At 53.3% G+C, this 22,143-nt stretch carries 14 protein-coding genes; 7 read left to right on the top strand and 7 right to left on the bottom strand.

Translation table 11 applies throughout. The features are described from left to right. The first annotated feature begins 63 nt into the window (after positions 1-63). The 3 genes from recU (at position 64) to OCH80_RS01985 (ending at position 4,175) form a co-directional block, all read left to right on the top strand. Complete coding sequence (recU, locus tag OCH80_RS01995; RefSeq protein WP_206988939.1) at positions 64-693, top strand: Holliday junction resolvase RecU; 630 nt, start codon at positions 64-66, stop codon at positions 691-693. Then, a complete protein-coding gene (locus tag OCH80_RS01990) occupies positions 693-3,008 on the top strand; it encodes a transglycosylase domain-containing protein (protein ID WP_404537478.1) in 2,316 nt (771 codons plus the stop codon). Before recU ends, OCH80_RS01990 begins: the two co-directional genes overlap by 1 nt. 165 nt (positions 3,009-3,173) lie before the next feature. Next, positions 3,174-4,175, top strand: a complete 1,002-nt coding sequence (locus OCH80_RS01985; RefSeq protein ID WP_404537476.1) for a D-2-hydroxyacid dehydrogenase — start codon at positions 3,174-3,176, stop codon at positions 4,173-4,175. A gap of 74 nt (positions 4,176-4,249) precedes the next feature. Here OCH80_RS01985 and nth read toward each other — a convergent pair whose 3' ends face one another. The 7 genes from nth to OCH80_RS01950 all read right to left on the bottom strand — a co-directional run bounded on the left by nth (position 4,250) and on the right by OCH80_RS01950 (position 17,730). Further along, positions 4,250-4,894, bottom strand: coding sequence for an endonuclease III (gene nth / locus OCH80_RS01980; RefSeq protein WP_404537474.1), 645 nt, complete (start codon positions 4,892-4,894; stop codon positions 4,250-4,252). A 1-nt stretch (position 4,895) separates the two neighbouring features. After that, a complete protein-coding gene (locus OCH80_RS01975) occupies positions 4,896-5,543 on the bottom strand; it encodes a DnaD domain protein (protein ID WP_404537472.1) in 648 nt (215 codons plus the stop codon). An 87-nt stretch (positions 5,544-5,630) separates the two neighbouring features. After that, on the bottom strand, positions 5,631-6,929 hold the full coding sequence (asnS, locus tag OCH80_RS01970) for an asparagine--tRNA ligase (RefSeq protein WP_404537470.1): 1,299 nt from the start codon (positions 6,927-6,929) through the stop codon (positions 5,631-5,633). Between the two features lie 54 nt (positions 6,930-6,983). Further along, positions 6,984-7,478 carry a hypothetical protein gene (locus tag OCH80_RS01965; protein ID WP_302187549.1) on the bottom strand — a complete coding sequence of 165 codons (495 nt, stop codon included), beginning with the start codon at positions 7,476-7,478 and terminating at the stop codon, positions 6,984-6,986. Between the two features lie 9 nt (positions 7,479-7,487). After that, positions 7,488-10,274, bottom strand: a complete 2,787-nt coding sequence (locus tag OCH80_RS01960; RefSeq protein ID WP_404537468.1) for a helicase C-terminal domain-containing protein — start codon at positions 10,272-10,274, stop codon at positions 7,488-7,490. 69 nt (positions 10,275-10,343) lie between these two features. Further along, positions 10,344-14,075, bottom strand: a complete 3,732-nt coding sequence (gene addA, locus OCH80_RS01955) for a helicase-exonuclease AddAB subunit AddA (RefSeq protein ID WP_404537466.1) — start codon at positions 14,073-14,075, stop codon at positions 10,344-10,346. 1 nt (position 14,076) lies between these two features. Continuing rightward, complete coding sequence (locus OCH80_RS01950; RefSeq protein WP_404537464.1) at positions 14,077-17,730, bottom strand: PD-(D/E)XK nuclease family protein; 3,654 nt, start codon at positions 17,728-17,730, stop codon at positions 14,077-14,079. Between the two features lie 125 nt (positions 17,731-17,855). Here OCH80_RS01950 and mvk point away from each other — a divergent pair, with 125 nt between their 5' ends. The 4 genes from mvk (at position 17,856) to fni (ending at position 22,019) form a co-directional block, all read left to right on the top strand. Further along, positions 17,856-18,767 (top strand): mevalonate kinase, encoded by a 912-nt coding sequence (gene mvk, locus OCH80_RS01945; protein WP_404537463.1) that lies wholly within the window; start codon positions 17,856-17,858, stop codon positions 18,765-18,767. A gap of 144 nt (positions 18,768-18,911) precedes the next feature. Next, positions 18,912-19,871, top strand: a complete 960-nt coding sequence (mvaD, locus tag OCH80_RS01940; RefSeq protein ID WP_302187554.1) for a diphosphomevalonate decarboxylase — start codon at positions 18,912-18,914, stop codon at positions 19,869-19,871. A 35-nt stretch (positions 19,872-19,906) separates the two neighbouring features. Next, positions 19,907-20,989, top strand: a complete 1,083-nt coding sequence (locus OCH80_RS01935) for a phosphomevalonate kinase (RefSeq protein WP_302187555.1) — start codon at positions 19,907-19,909, stop codon at positions 20,987-20,989. Between the two features lie 10 nt (positions 20,990-20,999). Further along, complete coding sequence (fni, locus tag OCH80_RS01930; RefSeq protein ID WP_302187556.1) at positions 21,000-22,019, top strand: type 2 isopentenyl-diphosphate Delta-isomerase; 1,020 nt, start codon at positions 21,000-21,002, stop codon at positions 22,017-22,019. Positions 22,020-22,143 lie beyond the last annotated feature (124 nt).

Below are 22,143 nucleotides of genomic sequence, written 5' to 3'. Positions count from 1 at the left end.
GCGGGAGGTCGATTAGTTTTCTCAACTTTTTATTGTTATAATATCTTGCAGGAGTGAATTGCAATGGTAAAGTACCCAACCGGTTCTGCCGTTCCCTACCGGGCATCCGCGCCAAAAGATCGGGGCTTTTGGAAGAAAGCCGGCAAGCGGGCCAGTTTTTCTGACCGCGGGATGACCTTGGAGCAGCAGATCAATGAATCGAATCAATACTACCTGAACGAGGCTGTCGCCGTCGTCCACAAGAAGCCGACCCCGATCCAGATCGTGAAAGTCGACTATCCCAAGCGCTCCAAGGCGGTGATTCGCGAAGCCTACTTCCGCCAGGCTTCCACGACCGACTACAACGGCGTCTACCGGGGCTACTATCTGGACTTTGAAGCCAAGGAAACCCAGAACAAGACTTCCTTTCCTTTGAAGAACTTCCATGAGCACCAGATCGTTCACTTGCACCAATGTTTACAACAGGATGGAATTTGTTTTGCAATTATCGGCTTTATGACCCTTGAGCGCTATTTTGTGACTCCGGCCACTTTTTTGATCAAATGCTGGAATGATTGGCAGAAAAATGGCAAGAGCTCAATGAGCCTGGAGGAGATCGAAGCCAATTCCATTGAAATTAAAAGCGGATTTCGGCCAGCCCTGCCCTACATCGACGCGGTTGACCAAATCATAGCAGATAGGAACAAACAGTAATGGCAACAAATAATTCAAACCAAGAAAACACCCGGATGGCTCGCTTTCACAAGGGCGAATCCAAGAAGAAGCGCAATCCTGTTCTGCAGGTCCTGAAATGGCTTCTCCTGATCGTCCTCCTGGCGGTCGTGTCCGGCGTCGGCGTTTTTGCCTTCTACGCCAAGGACGCGCCAAGCATCAGCACGGAAAAGCTGCAAAGCGGTGGTACCTCCAGCTTTTATACCACTAATGGCAAGTTCTTGATGTCAATCGGGTCGCAGACGCGGGTCTATGCCAAGAGCAAAGACATCCCGCAGACGCTCAAAGATGCAGTCGTCTCGATTGAAGATAAGCGCTTCTATGAAGAAAAGGTCGGCCTGGACCCAATCAGAATCGTGAGTTCCCTCTTGACCAACGTCAAGAGCCAGGGCATCGCGGCCGGCGGCTCAACCATCACCCAGCAGCTGGTCAAGCTGACCTGCTTTTCAACGGCTACCTCCCAGCGGACCCTGTCCAGAAAGGCCCAGGAAGCCTGGCTGGCCATGAAGGTCGAACGGGAGTATTCCAAGGATCAGATCCTGGAATTCTACATCAACAAGGTCTTCATGAATTACGGGACCTACGGGATGGCTACCGCGGCCAACTATTACTATGGCAAGAAGCTCAAGCAGCTTGACTTGGCCCAGCTGGCCCTGCTGGCGGGGATGCCAAACGCTCCAGTCGCCTACAATCCTTACCTGTACCCGGCCAAGGCCAAGTACAGAAGAGACCTGGTCCTGCAGGCCATGTACGAGAACAAGAAGATCACCAAGAAGCAGCTGACCGCCGCCAAGAAGGAAAACGTCCAGACTGGCTTGAAGAAGCACTCTTCAACGAGCGAGTCCAAACTGCGCCAGGTTGACGATGCCTATATCAAAGAAGCAATTGCTGAAGTTCAGGCCGATGGCTTCGACCCGTACAACGACAACCTGAAGATTACCCTGAACATCGACCAAAAGGCCCAAAACAAGCTTTATTCTCTGGCTAACGGTGGCAGCGTCCCATTCACCAGCAAGAAGATGCAGGTCGGGGCGACCGTGGTCAACCCTAAGAACGGGCACGTCGTGGCCATCCTTGGGGGCCGGCACATGCCAGCCGTGCAGCTGGGCCTGGACCGGGCAGTGCAAACGGGCCGCTCTACCGGGTCCACCATCAAGCCGGTCTTGGACTACGCGCCGGCGATCGAATATCTGAACTGGCCTACCAGCCACATCGTGCAAGATACCAAGTACGTCTACCCTGGGACCAGCATCCAGCTGTACGACTGGGACAACTCCTACCAAGGGGCCATGAGCATGCGCTATGCCTTGGTTCAGTCAAGAAACGTTCCAGCCGTCCGGACTTTGGATGAAGTCGGCATCAACCGGGCTAAATTGTTTGCCCGCAAGCTTGGCGTCAACATCAGCTCCAGCGCCGGCTTGTCCACGGCGATCGGGGCAGATGCCTCCTCCTTGCAGATGGCCGGTGCTTACGCTGCCTTTGCTACGGAAGGGATCTACCGCAAGCCGCGCTTCGTTTCAAAGATCGAAACGGCTGACGGGCAGACCCGGAACTACAACTCTAAGGGCGTCCGGGTCATGAAGAAGTCAACTGCCTACATGATCACCGACATGCTTAAGGGCGTGTTCACTTCCGGGACTGGCACCGAAGCCAAGGTTTCTGGCCTCTATGAAGCCGGAAAGACCGGGACGGTCAAGTATTCCGACGATGAGCTGGTCAAATACCCGTCTTACAGCTCAACGCCAAAGGACGCCTGGTTCAACGGCTACACCAAGGAATACGCCATCAGCATCTGGACTGGCTATGACAACCTGAAGGACGGGACGATCTCTGGAGTTGGCCAATATTCCGCCCAGATCCTGTACAAGTACTTGATGGCCTACTTGATGCGCAATACCACTTCAACTGACTGGGACAAGCCGTCAACGGTCCTTAAGCGCCGTATCGTCAAGAACAGCGAGGACACGGTAGCCAAGTCTGGTCAGTCCTACACTTGGGAGCTCTTCGTCAAAGGCTACGCGCCGGCTGATGAAGAATATGCCCGCTCAACTGGCACCACTTCTGGAACTTCATCGTCAGCGGTTTCCAGCGTCAAGGGCAGCTCAAGCTCTGCTAAAGCCAGCTCGAGCTCTGCTTCAAGGGCCAAGGCATCCTCGTCTAGCTCATCGAGTGCAGCCAGTTCAAGCAAGGCTTCCTCACCCAGTCAAAGCAGCCAGTCATCAAAGACTGAATCGTCAAAACAAGATGAAGGCAACAACGACAATAACAAGCAAGCTGACAATAAGCAGGACAATTAGCGCCCTGCTGCCTGGCAGGCCGAAAGGCCGGCCAGGCTTTTTCTTTATATTTTGAGAAATAGTAATGATATCCAACCGCTTTCTGCCGCGTTTGCGTTAAAATAGAAAGTGAACTGAAACACATTCAGAACATAGTCATTTACGAAAGCAAAAGGAGCTATTTTTATGACCAAAATTGCCATGTATAACGTCAGTCCGGTCGAAGTGCCATATATCGACGACTGGGCCAAGAAGAACGACGTGGAAGTCAAGACGACCGACAAGCCGCTGACCAGCGAAAACGTTGACCTGGCCGCAGGCTGCAGCAGCATTTCCCTGAAGCCGCTGGGCCCAATCGCGGAAGAAATCGTCTACCAGAAGCTGCATGAATTCGGGGTCAAGTGCATTGGCCTGCGCATCGTTGGCTTCAACACCATCAACTTCGACTTCACCAAGAAATACGACCTGCTGGTAACCAACGTGCCGGTCTACTCCCCGCGGGCAATCGCTGAAATGACGGTCACCCAGGCCATGTACCTCTTGCGCAAGATCGGCGTCTTCCGCTACCGGATGGACCATGACCACGACTTTACCTGGTCAGGCGACTTGATCAGCAATGAAATCTACAACCTGACCGTCGGCCTGATCGGGGTGGGCCATATCGGCAGCGCCGTTGCCCAGATCTTCTCCGCCATGGGCGCCAAAGTGATTGCCTATGACGTGGCCTACAACCCTGAGTTTGAGCCATTTTTGACCTACACTGACTTTGACACGGTCTTAAAGGAAGCTGACATCGTTTCCCTGCACACGCCCCTCTTCCCGTCAACGGAGAACATGATCGGTGAAAAGCAGCTTAAGGAAATGAAAAAGTCAGCCTACTTGATCAACTGTGCCCGCGGCGAACTGATTGATACCAAGGCCTTGATCAAGGCCTTAAAAGCAGGCGAGATCGCGGGGGCTGGCCTGGACACCCTGGCCAAGGAAAGCAGCTACTTCGGCCACAAGAACCTCAGCGAAGACGACATTCCAGAAGACTACAAGACCCTAGCTAAGATGCCAAACGTCGTGATCACCCCGCACTCAGCCTTCTACACCAAGACTTCCATCCGCAACATGGTGCAGATCTGCCTGAACGACCAATTGACCATTGCCAAGGGCGGCCGGCCAAGAACCATCGTCAAGCAGTAAAATTTAGCTATAATGCCAAAAAGACCGTTAGAAGCAGCTTCTAACGGTCTTTTATCGTTATTAGTAATCTGTTTTCACTTCAGATAGGCATATGGATCCGGATTCTTGGCCCGGGCGGGCATTGTGTAGCGGCCAAAGAGAATCATCGCATGGTGGGTGTGAATCCACTCTTCTTCTGGGAGCAGCTCCTCCAGCCGGTGCTCGATTGCCAGTGGCTTGGCGTCCTCCGGCACGATCTTGAACTTTTTGGAAATCCGCGCCACGTGCGTGTCCACCGCAATCGCGGGTACGCCCCAGCCTTCGGCCAAAACGACATTGGCCGTTTTGTTGCCAACGCCTGGCAGGCGGAGCAGATCGGCCTTATTGCCGGGAACCTCGCCGCCGTAATCATCAACCAGCATCTGGGCCATTTCTTTAAGGTGCTTGGCCTTGGAATGATACAGGCCAAGCTGGGAGATATCAGCTTCAATAGCCGTGACTGGCGCTTGAGCCAGCTTTTCCGGACTAGGGAAATCGCTGAAAAGACGAGGCGTTACCCGGTTGACCATCTTGTCAGTCGTCTGGGCGCTCATCAAGACGGCGCACAGCAGCTGAAACTTGTTTTCCCAGTGCAGCTCCCCTTTCGCGTCTGGATACATGGCGTCGATGCGGCGCAGGACCTCTCTGGCCTCATCGTCGGACAACAATTCTGCATCTGCCTTGCCTGCTTTTTTAGCCATCTTAACGGTTCCTTTCTAAAAAATTCTGTACTTCTGCCGGCGTCTTCAAGTTCATCCGCTGCCAGTTGAGCAGGACCCGGTCAACGTACTTAAAGCTCAAGGCCCGGCTCAAGACGGCTTCTCTAAGGGCCAGCTTGATAATCTCTGGCTCGTAGTGGTCAATCGTCAGCCAGTCGCTGATTTCTTCCCGCTCAATTGGCGTCAGATAGCGGCCAAATTCAATTTCAAACTCCCGGCAGAGGCGGTTGAGCGGATCATTGTCCAGGTCGCTCGCGCGATTCTCAATCGTCTTCCCCTGATCATTCTTGATCTGTACGTGCTCATCCAAATACTGGTCCAGCTTGCTGTACAAGGGATCAAGGCTGTAGCAGCTGGAAATGCGGCCTTCATCGTCAGTCAGCTGCTGGATTTCCAAGTCCCCCTTGTCAATCAGGCTTTGCACTAAGACAGCCACGTCGCTGCTTGAGAAATTGGTATTGGCGGCAATCTTCTCATTGCTTGGGAAGCAGTTGTTTCTTTGAAAAAAAGCTTCCAGCTGGATGACCAGGACCAGTTCCGCCTCAGAAAGTCCGAGCTGGGCATAGTAGGCAATCAAGCCGTTGCCCAGGCTGGTCGTGCCCAAGCGGCGGTAAAAATTGATGTCGGTCATGGCAAATCTCCCTTTCAAAAAGTCGCAATAAAAAATAAAAGGGTGAGCTGACTCACCCTTTTATTTTAACATCAGTCTTAGCAAGGATTAAGGCTGCATTCTGTTGATCATTCTTGGGAATGGAATTGCCTCACGAACGTGGTCCAGCTTGCAGATCCAAGCAATAACGCGTTCAAAGCCCATCCCGAAGCCGGAGTGCGGCACGCTGCCGTACTTGCGCAGGTCAAGGTACCAGCTGTAGTCGTCCAGGTTGAGACCGGCTTCTTCGATTTGTGCCTTCAAGGTGTCGTAGTCGGCTTCACGTTCTGAACCACCCATGATTTCCCCATAGCCTTCTGGTGCTTCGACGTCGGCACACAGGTAGGTCATTGGGTTTTCTGGGTTCTTCTTCATGTAGAATGGCTTGATTGCCGTTGGGTAGTTGACGATGAAGAATGGACGGTCAAATTTCTCTGACAGGAAGGCTTCGTCTGGAGCCCCGAAGTCATCGCCCCACTTGAAGTCGCGGCCGCCTTCTTGCAGCATCTTGACCGCGTCGTCGTATGACAGGCGGGTGTAGTGGCCTTTAGCAGCAGGCTTGAGCTTGTCGATGTCCCGGCCAAGGATTTCCAATTCGTATTCGCAGTGTTCCAGAACTTGGCCGACAACGTATGACAAGAAGCGCTCTTGCAAGTCAAGTGACTCGTCCTGGTGCATCCAGGCCATTTCCGGCTCCATCATCCAGAATTCAGTCAGGTGGCGGCGGGTCTTGGATTCTTCAGCCCGGAAGGTTGGGCCAAAGGTGAAGATCTTGCCAAAGGCTTCAGCCCCAACTTCACCGTACAGCTGGCCTGATTGTGACAGGTAGGCATCGTGGTCGAAGTAGTCGATGTGGAAGAGCTCAGTCGTGCCTTCGGGAGCTGAGTGCATCAGCAGCGGCGCATCGAACTTAACGAAGCCTTCGTTTTCAAAGAAGTCGACCGTTGCCTTGAAGATGCGGTTTCTGATCTGCATGATGGCAAATGGCCGGCGGCTTCTCAGCCACAGGTGCCGGTGGTCAAGCAGGAAGTCGATCCCGTGTTCCTTGTTGCCGATTGGGTAGCCTTCATTGTTGCAGACAACCTTCAGATCAGTAATTTGGATCTCGTAGCCAAAGTGTGACCGGGCATCTTCTGAAATCGTGCCAGTGATGTAGAAGCTGGCTTCTTGGCGCAGCCCCTTGGCTGCTTCAAAGACTTCTTCGCTGACATTGTTCTTGCGGACAACGCCTTGGAAAAAGGCTGAACCGTCACGGAGCTGCAAGAAGACGATCTTGCCGCTTGAACGCTTGTCGGTCAGCCAGACATGCATCTGAACTTCTTCGCCAACGTGTTGGGCTGACTCTCTAATTGAAATCAATTTTGTCATTCTATAATATCCACCTTAAAAATTTGTTTAACTCCTTCAATCATAGCAGAAATTTTATAAATTATCGACCAGAGAAAGCAGATTTCCGTCTTTAAACTTGTAAACCGCGTAGCAGTAGCTGCCATCCGCGTTGGTCGCGGCGACTTCCCAGACGGCCTGCTGGTCCTTCCAGCCCAAGTTTATGGCTCTGATCTGCTTCTTGGGATAGGTCTTGGCAAATTTATCCTTGACGCTGCTTTCGCTCACCCCGTCACTGGCCGTGTAATAGTAGGCCTTGCTGGACTTTGGCAAGTAAATGAAGTAGGCTTGCTTGCCCTTCTTGGTCGTCCCGCTGGCTGAATAGGAAACGACGCCCCGGTCCAGGTGGTAGTGCTCATCCACCTGGGTGATCGCCGTTTGCTTGACCAGCTTGTCGACCTTGGCCTCATACTTACTATAGGGCTTGGATGCTTGATATACAAGGGCTACCGTGCCCGCGTAGGCTAAGAACAGGAACAGGATCAGCCAGGCCAAATACTGCAGAACGTTTTGTACTCTTTCATCTAACATGCTTGCATGCTACCTCGCCATCTTTAATTTTGCTTTCAGCTCTTTGATTGCCACCTTTTCAACCCTGGCCGGCAGGCTGGCCCGGAAATAGGCTCCGTATTGCTTGGTCCAAATGCGGGGATCGAGGATCAAGAAGGTCCCATGGTCCTCTTCCCCCCGGATCAGGCGGCCGCATCCCTGACGCAGGCGCAAAGCGGCCTTGGGCAGAGACTCCTGGTTGAAGACGTCGATGCCCTGCTGGGCCAGATAATGCTGCTTGAGGCGGACTTCCGGCAGGTCCGGCGACTCAAATGGCAGGCGAGTCGCGATGACCAGGTCAATCCCGCAGTTATGGAAGTCGATCCCCTCCCAGAAGGAATCAGCCCCTAGCAGAATTGACCTTTCCGCGATCACGAAGCGCTTAGCCAGGCGTTCGTTGGACCCGGTCAAGCCTTGGGCCAGAAGCTCATAGTCCTTGACTCTTGGGTCATTCAACAGGTCCAGATAGACCTTCTTGATCAAATCCAAGCTGGTAAACAAGACCAGGACGTGCTTTTGCCCATTCAAGTCCTTGGTCAGGATCTTTTCAATCAGCTGCTGGTATTCAGGGCTGTCCGGCTCTGGCTGGTGCTCGTCGACCGCGAGAATCTTCAGGTGCTGGTTCATGTCAAAAGTCGACTTGCCCTTAAAGGAATCGACCGCCAGGCCGTTTAAGGCCAGTTCGTGTTTGGCGTAATCAAATTTGCCGTCATTGGACATTGTCGCACTAACGAAGGACAAATGGTCAAAGCGGTCATAAATTTTATGCAATTCTTCAGAACTGTCCAGGGTCATCCAGTGCAGGTTGCTGCTCAGTGAGTCCCCAGGGTTGGTCACGTGGACGATAAAGCCCAAATGATTAAGATTCTCCTTCTGGCTTAGCAGATCGGCCAGCTGATAGCTCTTTTCCGCGTAATAGTCGATATGGTCAACCTGCTCGGCCAGTTCATCCATCAAGGACTGCTCATCGGTCAAATAGCGGTCGCGCTCCCGGTAGAGCAGGTCAATGATCTGGTTGGTGTGGATCCGGACCTGCTCTAGCTTTTGTTGAAATTCCTTCAACAAGCTTCTGAAGGGGGAGTCGTCCGGGAAGAGGTCAGTTCCTTCAATCGTGAACTGAATGCTCTTGTTCGGCAGGGTTCTTTGCCCTAAAGCCTTGTCTTTCCGGCTATAGACCAGCTTCTGCATCCGGTTCAAAGTCCGGATCAGGTCTAGGCTTTCTTCGTCCAGCAATTCAAGCAGGAGCTTGAGCTGGACGTTCTCCTCGCTCTCTTTTGCCAGGTTGTTGTCGGTAAAGTACAAGAGGTTGCGCAAGTGGCTGACCATCCCCCAGATGGATTCAAACCGCAGCGAATCGGTTCTGGAGGAAACCAGGCTCTCGGCAAAGCGGTGAGCCTCATCGACAACCAGGTAGGGATTCTGTCCCCAGATGGAGTCCATATAGTGGTTGACCAGGTAGGCGTGGTTGGTGACCAGGATATTGGCCTGCTCCTGCTTTCTTCTGGCCAGATTCCAAAAGTCAACGCTGGCAAAGCGGGTGCCGACCCGGGCATCCCCAGGATGCTTGATTTGGGTGAAAATTGGCAGCTGCTCAGCAGTCAGCTGCAGCTCATCCAAATCCCCGGTCGTCGTTTCCGTCAGCCAGACCAGGATGCCCATCTGCAGGATCAAGGTCGTCTTGTTGGGAGCAGGCTGACGCAGGGTTGAGGCAAAGCCGTCCAGATCCAGGTAGTGGCTGGAAGCTTTGACCATTTCCGCGTTCAGCCCCAGGCCAGTCACCTTGAGCAATTGGGGAATCTCCTGGTTCAGAAGCTGCTCTTGCAAAACCTTGGTCGGCGTGGCGATGACCAGCTTGCGGCCAGAATAGAGCTGGTAGGCATAGGCAAACAAGTAGGCAAAAGTCTTCCCAGTTCCGTTGGGTGCTTCCACCAGCAAAATCCGCTGGCGGTCATCATTGACGAACTCATGCATGTAGTCAATCAGGTCGACCTGGGGCTGGCGGTAGTTGATCTGATTTTTGAAGAGCTTCTTTTTGGCCTCATTGCTTACTGGAAATTCCGCCTGCCGCCCTTCTTGGACGACTGGCAGCTCCTGCTTGTGCAAGACCAGATTCTGGACCTGGATCTTATCTTTGGGCAGCTTGCGCCGCTTCTTGCGCGAGCCGTCGGCAATCGTCTTGATGATCCAGCCCGTGTCGCGGATCAGTTTGGGCGCCATCGTCCCGAGCAAGTTCAAAGTTGCCTGCGGCAACCGCTCCAGCTTCTCGATGATCTTGACCAGCAGAATCGCGGTTCCATAGGCATCAGAATCGGCCTTGTGGGGATTCTTGTGGGAAATTTGCAGGCTGGCGGTCAAATCCCGCAGCTTGTAAGACGGCTGGGTTGGAAAGGCGATCTTGGCCAATTCAACCGTATCCACGGCCTTGATGTCCAAGGGGTCAAGCCCGGCCTGCTCCAGCTCATAGTTTAAAAAGGGAAAATCAAAATTGACGTTATGGGCCACAAAGACCGTGCCCGTCAGGATCTTGCGGATCTTGGCCGCGTAGTGGGCAAAGTCCGGCTGACTGGCAACCATCTCATTGCTGATGCCGGTCAGGTTGGTGACCGCTAGCGGTATCTCGGCATGCGGATTGATCATCAAAGAATAGGTCTTGACGACCTGGCGCTTCTTGACAATCGCGCAGCCGAACTGAATGATCCGGTGTCCCTCTTCTTTCCGGGTTCCAGTCGTTTCCAAGTCGACGACGGCAAAAGTCTCATCGTCAAAAAATTGTCCCATGCGTCCACTCCTTTCCATTCGTGATATTGCTGTTAATTGTTGTAAATATTGTTAATTGCTTCTGCTTCCTCATCCGGTGACTTCCACGATCTGCTGGCAGTCCAGCAGAATCAGGTACTTATGAGCCACTTTTCGCTTGCTTTGGCCGGGGTCGCTGATCTCATTCAGTGCCTTCTCATAGAGCTTCAGCTGCCCGCGGTATTTTTCCTGCAATTCCGCGATTGAAGCCTCCAAGTTTGCCCGGTCAACGTGGTCAGTCTTGTAGTCAAATAAAATAATACCATTTTCACCGGCATAATAGCCATCGATTGTCCCATGGACCAAAATTTTGCCCGGAAAATCGCGCAAACTGGCAAACAGACGGCCTGGATTGAGGATGATCGAGAAGTTCTGCTCCCGGTAGAGACGCTCAGGATGTTCACGGAAACGGCTGGCAAAAGTGCTGGAGATGAACCACTGAAGGTGGTCGCGGTTGATCTGCTCGGCCAGGGCTTGGGTCAATTTGTCGCTTTTGACCAGCTGGTCGATCTGCTCATCCAGATTCTGCCGGCTGGGTTCTTGCGAATAGTCATAATACTGCAGGACCAGGTGGGTGGCCGTCCCGATTTCCGCCGCTGAAGCCCCCTTCTTGAACAAGAAGTCCGGCTCTGTGTCAATTGGCTGCAGGTAGCGGTTGGTGGCGGCCAATTCCGGCGTGTGGGAATTCTCCAGTTCCTTGTCGTCGGGGTCCCCAACCGCCTTCTTGATTTCCGATACGGTCTGGTAGGCCGTCGTGGTCGTAGCGGCTTGATTAGGATATTCGAAGTCAAAAAACTTCTTGGTCCAATTGACCGCTTCCAGCTCAATTTTGGACAAAGTGGCTTCTGCTGCCGGCTTTTCACTTTCTTCTGGCAAGATTGGCTCATCTTGCGCATCAGTGTAGTGAACGAACCGGAGCCGGCCGTCATCGCCGTCAGCCAAGTCCTTGACGTGCAAGTCGCTGGCATGCTCTTGCTCTTTATACTTGGCCAAGGATGGCGCCAGGAAGTCAAGGGGCTTGTTGACGTTCATCTTATCGATCAGGGAGACCTGACCGCCCTTGATCTGCCGGCTCCAGGCCGCTTCCTTGCTGGCAAGAGGCGTCTTGGCTGACACGGGGATATCGGCGACTAAGACCAGCTTCTGCTTGGCCCGGGTCAAGGCGACGTACAGCAAGCGGGCTTCTTCTTCCAGCAGCTTCTGCTTCTTGATGATCTTCAGCCAGGACTTGAACAAGGTATCTGCCATGACCTCCGGTGCTTTGACAGGGGACGGGAAGGCCATCCCCAGCCCTTCCGCGTCCAAGACCCAGCTGCCGGACAGATCGGAGCTGATCAGGTAGCGCTTTTGGAGGCCGACCAGGAAGACGACTGGATACTCCAGCCCCTTTGAAGCGTGAATCGTCATCAGTTTAACCGCGTCTTCAGCGCTTTCGCTGGAAATTGGCTGTGAGAGATCCTTTTGGTTCTTGCGCATGCGGGCAATAAAATTGATGAACTGGTACAGGTCACGGAAGCCCGAGCTCTCATAAGCCGTCGCTCTTTCATACAAGGCCGTCAGGTTCAGCCGCCGCTGCTCGCCATTGGCCATGGCCGTGACCATTTCCAAAAAGCCAGTCTTCTGGTAGATGGTCCACAGCAGCTCGGAAATCCGGTGGCTGTTGGCAAAGTCGCGCAAGTCATCCAGCAGGTCAAAAAAGCCCTGGATTCTTCCGGCCAGCTCATCATCATGGCGGCGGGCATAGCTTTCCATAGCCGTAAAGAAGCTGACTGACCGCTGGGCCAGGCGGATGTTGGCAAAGTCGCTGGAAGTGAAGTTGAAGATCGGTGAGCGCAGGACGGCGACCAGAGGGATGTCCTGGTCAGGATTGTCGATGACCTTCAAGAAGGACATGACTACCGTCAGCTCAAAGGTCTGGAAGTAGTTTTCAACGTCCATGACAAAGAGGGGAATCTCGTATCTGTCAAAGGTCTGCTTGATGGCCAGGTTGTTGGACTTGGCTCTGGTCAAGATGGCAATGTCGCCGTATTTGATCGCCCGCTTGGTCTTAGTCTTGGGATCATAGATCTGCATCTGGCTCTTGACCATTTGCTGAATCCGGCTGATGATCATCTGCACGTCAGTTGGATCCATTGCCTCGCCGTCATCGTCGGCGTCGCTTTCGGCTGCTTTCACGGACAGATTTTCATGGAAAAGCACTTCTGTTGCGGCGGAAAGGTTCAAGTCCTTGTTATAGCCGGCGGCGTACTTCAGCTGCCCTTCGCTCTTGTAGTCAATGCCGCCGAAGTCCTTGGTCAGGACCGGGTCAAAAATCATGTTGACGTTGTCGACCACTGGCTGGCTGGAGCGGAAGTTTTCCGGGAAAATGATCCGCTTTTTGCCGCTCTCTGGGCCGGCCTGGCCAAAGTCGTCATACTTGGCGATGAAAAGACTGGGCTCAGCCTGGCGGAAGCCGTAAATGGACTGCTTGACGTCGCCGACCATGAAGACGTTGTTCTTTCCCTCCTGCTTGAGGCTTTGAATCAGGCCATCCTGCAGGGCGTTGGTATCCTGGTATTCATCGACCATGATTTCCTTGAACTTGTTTTGGTAGAAGGAACGGGCCAGATCGCCGCCTTCATCCTGCTTGGTCAGGATTTTGTAGGCAAACTGCTCCATGTCGCTGAAGTCCAGAACCCGTTCGCCGCGCTTGATCTTGGCAAAGCGCTCGATGAAGGCCAGTTCGACTTCCGCGATGATCTGGCTGACCTCATAGCCCTTGTCCATCAGCTCCTTTTGCTGCTGGTTGTCAACCGCGTAAAAGGCCAAAAAGAGGCTGCTGACCCGGTCTTTGACCTCATTGCGGACTTCTGCCGCTTCCAGGCTGGCTTCCGGGCAGGCCTTGACCTTTCTTAAGGTCCCCTCAAAAATGCAGTCCCGGGCCTTGGCCAGCTGCACGTCGTATGGGTCATCAGTGTTCAGGCTATCCAGATATTGGTCCAGATGGGCCGCTTCAAGCTCATAGAGCTTGCGGATCTTGTCCATGGCTGCCTGCTCCATGTCCGCCAGCGCTAAAACTTCCGCGACCTTCTCCCGCAGGTCGCCAAAAGCGGCCAAAAGGTAAGGCTTGATCTGCTTTTGCCAAAGGGGACTGTCCACGAGGTCGCTGGTCGGCACTTGGTATGGCCGGCATAAATCGCTCAGCCAGTCCTCATAGTCGGGCTTGGCCATCGCGTAGTTGTAAAGGGCGTTGAGCAGGTCTCTCGAGGCATCGGCATTGCGATCGCCCAAAAAGGCATCATAGAAAGTCTCAAACTTCTGCTTCTGGACTGGGTCCGGGCTTTCCAGATAGTCGTGCTCGACCTCCCGCAAGGCCCGATCTTTGAGCAGGCTCTGCTGGGTCTCATCCGTCAGGATTGAGAAGTCTGGATCCAAATCAATCGTGTAATAGAAGCGGCGAACCACGTCCAAGCAAAAAGAGTCGATCGTGGAGATGTTGGCCGTCTCCAGACTGGTCAGCTGCCGAGTCAGGAAATTGCGCTCCTCTTTGGACAGGCCCGGCTTGCGGCTCTCTTCTTCAAGCCGCTGCTTGATCCGCTTTTTCATTTCTTCAGCCGCGGCATTGGTAAAAGTGATGACCAGCAGCTGGTCAACCGGCATCTGATCGGCAATGACCTCCTTGATCACCCGCTCAACCAAGACGCTGGTCTTGCCAGAGCCCGCCGAGGCAGAGATCAGGATGTCGCTGTTTCTGGTATTGATCGCGGCCTCTTGGGCTGGCGTATATTTGACTTTGCTTGACATATTATTCCGCGTCCTCCGTTTCTTCCTTGCCTAAAGCTTGTCTGGCGGCTGCCAGCAGCTCATCCTTGTTCATGCTTTGAATCTCGTGGTAGTGGTTTTCCGGCAGCTGCTCATCAAAGAAGAAGATATCCTTGAAGTCGCTGTAGCGCAGACCGTTTTCCGCCCCCATCCGGTATGGATTCAGCTTGATCTGTCCGCTGAAGATCTCATCTGCCGCCTGCTCGATCAAGTACTCGGCATATTCCAGCAGCAGCTGCAGCTCGTCTTCCGTAAATTCCGTCGGCGTCTGCCGCAAGCCACCGCCCTTCTTGGTCACGACCCGGCTGTAGATCCGCGACTTGTAGCCGGCTGCTTCCTGGTCCAGTCCCTCTTTGATGACGTCGTCGACTTCCGCGAACCAGTCCGGATTGCCGACATAGACCCCCTTAAGGGCCAGCCAGTTCTCCCCGCCCAGCTTGTCTGCCTTTGGCAGAAGCTTGGCATCAAGGACGGCATTGCTGCCAGTGGCGTTGATGGAGTTCAGCTTCCTGGTCACGTACTGGTAGAAAGCTCCTAGCAGGTCCAGCTGCTTTTCAGCGGCCAGCAGGTGGGCATTCTTCTGCAGCACGTCCAAGTAAGTGATCATCTGCAGGTCAATCCCGTTGGCAAATGGAGCCAGCTTAAACTGGTGCTCGGACGACTTATAGTCAATCAATTGGCCCAAAACGTGCTTTTCGCCCTGGAAGAGGTCAACCCGGTCGATTTTCCCGCGGATATTGACCTTGCGCTTGCCAGCGAACTTTTTGAGCGGAAGCTCCAGACCCGCGATCTTTTCCGTTGGCCCAAAAGGCAGCTCAGCGAAGACGGCATGCATCCGCGTCATTTGCTGCTCATCCCTGTATGCCCTGGCCACCTTGCTGGTGGTCTTGTCGAAGGCATGGAACAGGTATTGGTTGAAAGGATCGTTAAGCAGCTGCTGGTAGATTGGCTCTTGAGCAATCTTGCGGCGGATTTCAGCCAAAAACTGCTCTAGTTCCAGGTTGTCCATCTCCGCGATGTTCTTCCCTTGCGCCTTGAGCTCTTTGACCAGCAGCTCAAAGGTCCGGTGGAAGTAGTTGCCGGCTTGAATGACGTCCAGCTCGTTTTCTGCCCGTCTTCTCAAGCGCAGGCCATAGTTTAGGAAGTACTCATACGAGTTCTTGTAGTAACTCTCCAGCTGCGAGACAGAAGAGGACATGTTTTTGCCATAAAGGCGCTCAGCCAGCTCCAGGGAGATATTTTCAGGGTTGTTGTCAAAAGCCATCCCCTGTTTGATGGCGGCCAGACGGTCTGGAATATAGCGCTCAGTCAGCTCCAGCAGCTTGGTCAAAAAGCGGCTTTGCCCCTTGGCCAGCAGGTTGGCATAGGTCAAGTAGCCCACGCTGGCCTGTGGGGTAGTCATGAACAAGAGCAGCTGCTTGGCCAGCTCCTGGTCCCCTGCTTCGATCTTTGGCAGGTCATGCTGGGCATATTCACGCCCGCCAGCCAGATTCAGCAGCCGCTCATAGTACGGCGACGGCTCCAGGGGGTCGTTATTGGAATTGATGACTGGATAGGAAACATATACCCGCTCAGAAGCCAAAGCCAGCGCACCGCCAAATTGGTACTCCTGGTCCAGGTTGTTCAAGTCCTGCCGGTCTTCCAGGTAGGAGTCCTCGTCAAAGAACTGGTCCAGCTGGGCCAGGTTCTCGCTGGTCAAAAAGGCCGGCTTGTTCTCAATCTTAGGCAGGTTGCCGCTGCTGGCGCCAATAATAAAGACCTGCTTGTACCTGGCCTTTTGCACCATCCCCAATTCAGACAGGGTAACCGCGTCCAATGTCGAAGGAATCGTAGCAAATTCGGCTTCGCTGAAGGCAGCTTGGAGCATCTTGAAGAAGGACTGGGCATTAAATTGCTCAGGATTGATCAGCAAATAGTCCTTCAGCAGCTGCAGCAGCAAGTTCCAAACCTGCTCCGGCCACTGGGCCTGCTGCAAGTCGCCCGCGTCATTGGCACTGCCGCGCCAGCGGTCCAGCTGGTCGCTGACCCCTTCGCCAGTCAAAAAGGTAAAGAAGTCCGTGACCGCGGTCTGGCTGTCTGTTTCCTGCTTCAGCTGACCGGCAAGCTTAGCCAGGCGGCTGACAAAATACTCGCGCAGGCTGTCCAGGCGTTTGATCAGCTTGTCGTCAAGGTCCAGATAAGTGATCTGGGCCTTGGCAAAGTCTTTAAAAGACTTGTTCCACAAGGAGTGGGTGATCCCGTGGGAGAGAACGAAGGTCTCCAAGCGGTCGACGTCGCGCAAGTAGGCCCGCTCAGCCTCCTGGCAGACGGCCCGGTCCTTTTGGCTTTCAGGAGCATACCAGTCAAGCCCGTGCTTTTGGGCTGCCTTGATAAAGTAGCCGCGCGGAATCAGCAGCCGGGTCTTCATAATCCCCAAGATGGCCCCGGTTTGCCCCGGCTCCGCGTACAGTTTGGCCAAGTCTTCCAAAAAGATGGCCAGGGGGTGGTACTTCATCTGCTGCTGCAGGTCGTCAAAAAAGGGAATCCGGTTCTGGCGCAAAATGGGCAACAGATAGGTTTCATACTCCTGCAGGTTGGGGGCAAGCACCAAAAAGTCGTTATAGCTGGCTCCGCCAGTCACCACCTGCTGGTAAATCGTCCGCGCCACAAAATAGGCTTCGGCGTAGCGGGAGTCGGCCTTGACCAGGGTCAGGTTCTGCAGGCTGGCCCTAGCTTGGCTGCCTTGCAGCCACAGCTGGTTCAAGTCGGCCTGGCCGGGACTGCCTGCCCCTTTGTGGCCTAAGAAATTGCCGGCTTCAGTTTGAAAAGGCAGCTGGTGTTCTCTAAAATAGCCCAGCAGGTCGCGGATGGTCTTTTGCACGACATAGTCATAGTCGCCTGGCAGAACCCCGCCGGCGATCTTGCCGTCAGCTGTCTTGAAGGCCAGGGTCAGGTTCTCCGCGTAAACGGCCAGCAGCTGCACGGTTGTCTTTTCCTGAATGCTGAAGTGGCTGAAGTCCGTGAAGAAGAAGGAGCTGCCAGCCAAAAGCTGGGGGTTGTTTTGCAGAACATCGTTGAGCTCAATGTTCAGCTCATCCTTTGTCGCGAAATGCTTCTGGAGAATGGTGGCCAAGAAGCGGTCATAGATGATGTTCAGGTCGTGCAGCTTGTCAGCCGTTTCCGTGTCCAGGTCGCCAGCGACCGCGGGATTGGCCGCGTCGTCAAGCAGGCCGGCCAAATCCAGACGGCCGGTATGAATTTGCAGGATCGTATTGTAGAGCTGCTTGATCATCCCCTGGTTGGCGTGGGTATTTTGAAAAAGCCGCAGCTTCTCCTGCTCCTGGTTGACGATTTTCTCCAGGATCATGACCGCGGCCGCGTCATCCAGGCTTTCCGGCAGGCTGATGTCCGCTTTTTTGAACAAATACCAAGCCAGACGCGAGAAAGACAGGACGTGCAGATTCTTGACGCTGGTTTCATCCTGCCCTTGAATTTGCGCGACCTTTTCTATCGTCGCCACTTCTGTGTTAAACTTGATATGGTTTGGAACGATAACAAAAGTTTCTTTTTGCCGGTCGGCCAGGTAGCACTTGGCGGCGCGGCTGAGAAGCTCGTCTTGCAACGGATCGTATTGACGTCCAGTTAAAATCTTGATCACGGTTTTCACTCCTTGCTTATCAGCGAATGACTCAATAATTAAATTTTAGCAAGCAAGACAGTTTTTTGGAAATTTTTCTAGTTCAAATACAGAAGCAGACAAATATCGATTGAGGTGATTAATTAGTGCAAACTTCTTGTACGGCTCATGGCAAAGTAATCTTGATTGGCGAACATTCAGTTGTTTATGGCTATGATGCCCTGGCAATGCCAATCAAGGCCCTCCATATCACGACCAGCGTTGAGGAAACGGCTGGGACGGCCTGGATGGATACTGCCCTTTACCATGGCCCATTTTTTGAGGCCCCAGATGACTATAACGGCCTCAAATACGTCGTACGTGAATTATGCAAGCGGGCCGGGAAAGAAATCCCGGTCAAGCTGACCTACACCGGCGAAATTCCAATTGAGCGCGGCTTAGGTTCTTCCGCCACCGTGGCCTTAGGGACGACCAAGGCCTTGAGCCAGTTCCTCGGCCTTAAGCTGACTGAGCAAGACGTCATGGACATCACCAACCATGCCGAAACTATCAACCACGGCAAGGCTTCCGGCCTGGACGCGGCAACGGTCAATTCCGAAAGCCTGGTCTTTTTCAACAAGCAAGCCGGCCCGCAGGCGCTGGAAGGAACTCTGGGAGCAACCCTGCTGATTATGGATACCGGGGACTTGGGCAATACCCGGGAAGCCGTCACCATGGTCGCCCGGCTCCTGGAAAAGTCGCCGGCGGCGAAAGCGGACATGCAGCGCTTAGGCAGCCTGGCTGACCAAGTTGAAGATGCCTGGGTCAAACAGGATCCAGCCGCCGTTGGGACCTGCTTCAATGAAGCTCAGACCATTCTGGCTTCTTTTGGCCTTTCAACCCCAAAAATCGACCAGATGTGCCAAATTGCCGCAAAAGACGGGGCACTTGGCTGCAAGCTCTCCGGCGGGGGGCTCGGCGGCATCGTGATTGCCCTGTGCAAGGATGGGGCCAGTGCCCGGAAGATCGCGGCTGACTGCCATGATTTGATCGCTCACCACTGGATTGAAGAAATCTAGCTAAAAATAGAAAAAATCTAGAAATTTTTCTAGATTTTTTCTTTTGTCCCGATTTGTACTATAAAATAGAGACTGTAAGAAAAATACACCACCAAATGATGACGATAAAACAATAAACAAAAATAAAAGAAAGTTGGAGAACAAATGAGTAGAACTGCCCGCGCGCATACCAATATCGCCCTGATCAAATACTGGGGCAAGAAGGACGCCAAGCTGCGCCTGCCGCTCATGTCAAGTCTGTCCATGACCCTGGACGCCTTTTATAGTGAAACCAAGCTGACTGACGCCAGCGAGATGTCCTTTTCTTTAAACGGAGTCAAGCAAGAGGGTCCGGCCGCCAGCCGCGTGTTCAACTATCTCAAGCTGATGCAGGAGCGCTTTGGCGTCTCCGGCTCTCTGGCCGTTGAATCCACCAACCACGTTCCGACCGCGGCCGGCCTGGCCTCATCCAGTTCCGCTTTTGCGGCTCTGGCGGCGGCTTTTGCCGACCACTACCAGCTGGATGTTGACCGGCAAGAGCTCTCCCGGATGGCCCGGATGGGATCTGGCTCCGCCTCCCGGTCAATCTACGGCGGCTTTGCCGTCTGGCAGAAAGGGAGCAGCGACGCTGATTCTTTTGCTTACCCGCTTGTTGAAAGCCCGAAGATGGATTTAAAATTGCTGGCGGTTGAGCTCAATGATCAGCCAAAGAAGATTTCATCCACTAAAGGCATGGAAGCCAGCAAGACTTCCCCCTTCTACCAGACTTGGCTGGACAGAAACGACCAGGAGCTGGCAGACATGGAGGACGCGATCAAGACAGGCGACTTCACCAAGCTGGGTTCTTTGGCCGAGCTCAATGCCAGCGAGATGCATTCACTGACCTTGACCGCCCAGCCAGGCTTCACTTATTTTGAGCCGGATACGATCAAAGCGATCAAGCTTGTCGGCAATTTACGGGAAAAAGGTGTAGAATGCTATTACACGATTGACGCGGGTCCGAATGTTAAGATTCTGTGCCAGTCGCAAAATTGTAAAAAAATCATAAATAATTTTGAGACGGCTTTTGAACGTGTTAAGATTATTGAAGCTGGCTTTGGTCCAGGCATTTCGTATCAGGATTAAGGTTATATTCAAGATAGAACAGAGGAAGAGTTTTTTTGATTACTGAAAAAGCACCAGGCAAACTTTATATTGCCGGCGAATACGCCGTATTGGAGCAGGATTGTCCTGCAATTTTGGTCGCGCTTGACCAATACGTTAAAGTTTCCATCACCCCAAGCAAGGGCGATACTGGTTTGATTCACTCCAAGCAATACTCACAAGACTCAATTCACTGGGTCCGCCGCGGTTCCAAGATGGTGATCGACAACCGGGACAACCCCTTTGAATACATTCTTTCAGCCATTTCCTTCACGGAAAGATACTGCTTGGAACAAAAAGTCAAGATGGGCGTCTACGACCTGCGCGTCAACTCTGATTTAGACTCAGCTGACGGCAAGAAGTACGGCTTAGGCTCCTCAGCGGCAGTAACGGTCGCTACGGTCAAGGCCATTCTGCACTTCTACGGGGTCAAGGCAAGCAAGGATCTGATCTACAAGCTGTCCACCATTTCCCACTACTCAGTTCAAGGCAACGGGAGTGCCGGCGATATTGCCGCCAGCGTTTACGGCGGCTGGATTGCCTACCAGACTTTCGACAAGGTCTGGCTGAAAGAGCAGCTGGCTTCCAAGTCCTTGTCAGACGTCGTGGGCGAAGCTTGGCCAGGCTTGAAGATCCAAACCCTGCTTCCGCCTAAAGGCATGGAGCTCCTCATTGGCTGGAGCCAGCAGCCAGCCTCAACCTCCCGCCTTGTTGACAAGACCAATGCCAACAAGCAAGTCCTGAAGACGGAATACATGAAGTTCCTTGAAGATTCACGCAAGTGCGTGCTCAAGATGATCAAGGGCTTTGAAGAAGGCAAGATTGACCTCATTAAGCACCAAATTTCCGTCAACCGGCGCCTTTTGCAGCACTTTGCCGCGATGAACAACATCGCGATCGAAATCCCCCGCTTGACTGAGCTGATCGAAATTGCCAACAAGTTCGGCGGCGCGGCCAAGACCAGTGGTGCCGGCAACGGCGACTGCGGGATCGTGATCACCGATGAAAATACTGATGTCGACCGACTCAGAAAGGAATGGCTCAAGAACAAGATCTTGCCTTTGGCCTTTCACATTCACCAATCTGAATTAACTTACTAAGAGGTTTTCGATGTCTCAAAGATCAACAAGAAAAGAAGAACATCTGGCTTTGACTCAGATGTTTTTTAATGCCGAAAATTCCAATTCTTTTGACCAGGTCCGCCTCCTGCGTCCCGCCCTGCCGGAAACTGTCGTTGACCGGGAGCTCCTGGCTGTCAACTGGTTTGGCAAGCAGCTGTCTGCCCCCTTCTTCATCAACGCGATGACTGGCGGATCAGAGAAGTCCAAGCAGATCAACCAGTCTTTGGGCTATGTCGCGGCCAAGGCCAAGCTGGCCATGGCCTTAGGCTCCGCCAGCATCTTGACCAAAGAAGCCAGCCAGCTTGAATCCTTCTACGTGGCCCGGGAAGCCAATCCCGATGGTCTGCTTTTCGCCAATGTCAACCCCTTGACCCCAGCCGCAAGCGTCAAAGAGATCGTCAAAGAGCTGGAGGCGGACGCCTTGCAGATCCACTTGAACGTCGCCCAGGAAATTGCCATGCCCGAAGGCGACCGGGACTTCCGCTGGCTGGAGCGGCTGAAAGAGATCCGCGAGGCCGTCAGCGTCCCGATCGTGATCAAGGAAGTCGGCTCCGGCCTTGACCCAATCTCCATCCGCCAGCTGCAGGCAGCTGGCTTTGAATGGTTCGACATCGGCGGTGCTGGCGGGACCAACTTCTCCCAAATTGAAAATTCCCGCCGGCAAAGCCCAATCCCCTACTTGAATGACTTAGGTCTGCCGACCGCTCTGGCCGCCCTTCTGGCTCATCCATTAACTGACAAGCTGATTGTCTCTGGCGGCGTCAGAAACGCGTTAGACGTCTTTAAAGGCTTGGCCTTGGGCGGAAAATTCGTTGGCGTGGCCAATTGCTTCCTGCACTTTCTTTTGCAGCATGGCCAAGAAGAGCTGTACCTGGAAATCGAATCTTGGAAAGACCAGCTGGCAGCGCTGATGGCCTTGTATGGGCAGACTGACATTGAGCATGTGCAAGTCCCGGTCTATCTTGCTTCAGACCTCAAGAACGACTATGAGCAGCTGAAACAGCTGTAAAAAAACAGTCTAGTCCTTGCTTTTTCCTGCAATTGAGCTAGACTGTTTACTTTGTTTTTTATCGCGCGGCGAAGCCGCGCTTTTTTGTTTTTAATAATAATTGTAGTAACGGATAGGCTTTGTT

This window comes from Lactobacillus sp. 23-2 (assembly GCF_044902225.1).
Taxonomy (GTDB): Bacteria; Bacillota; Bacilli; order Lactobacillales; family Lactobacillaceae; genus Lactobacillus; species Lactobacillus absianus.
This window is presented reverse-complemented; position numbering and strand designations above follow the sequence as displayed.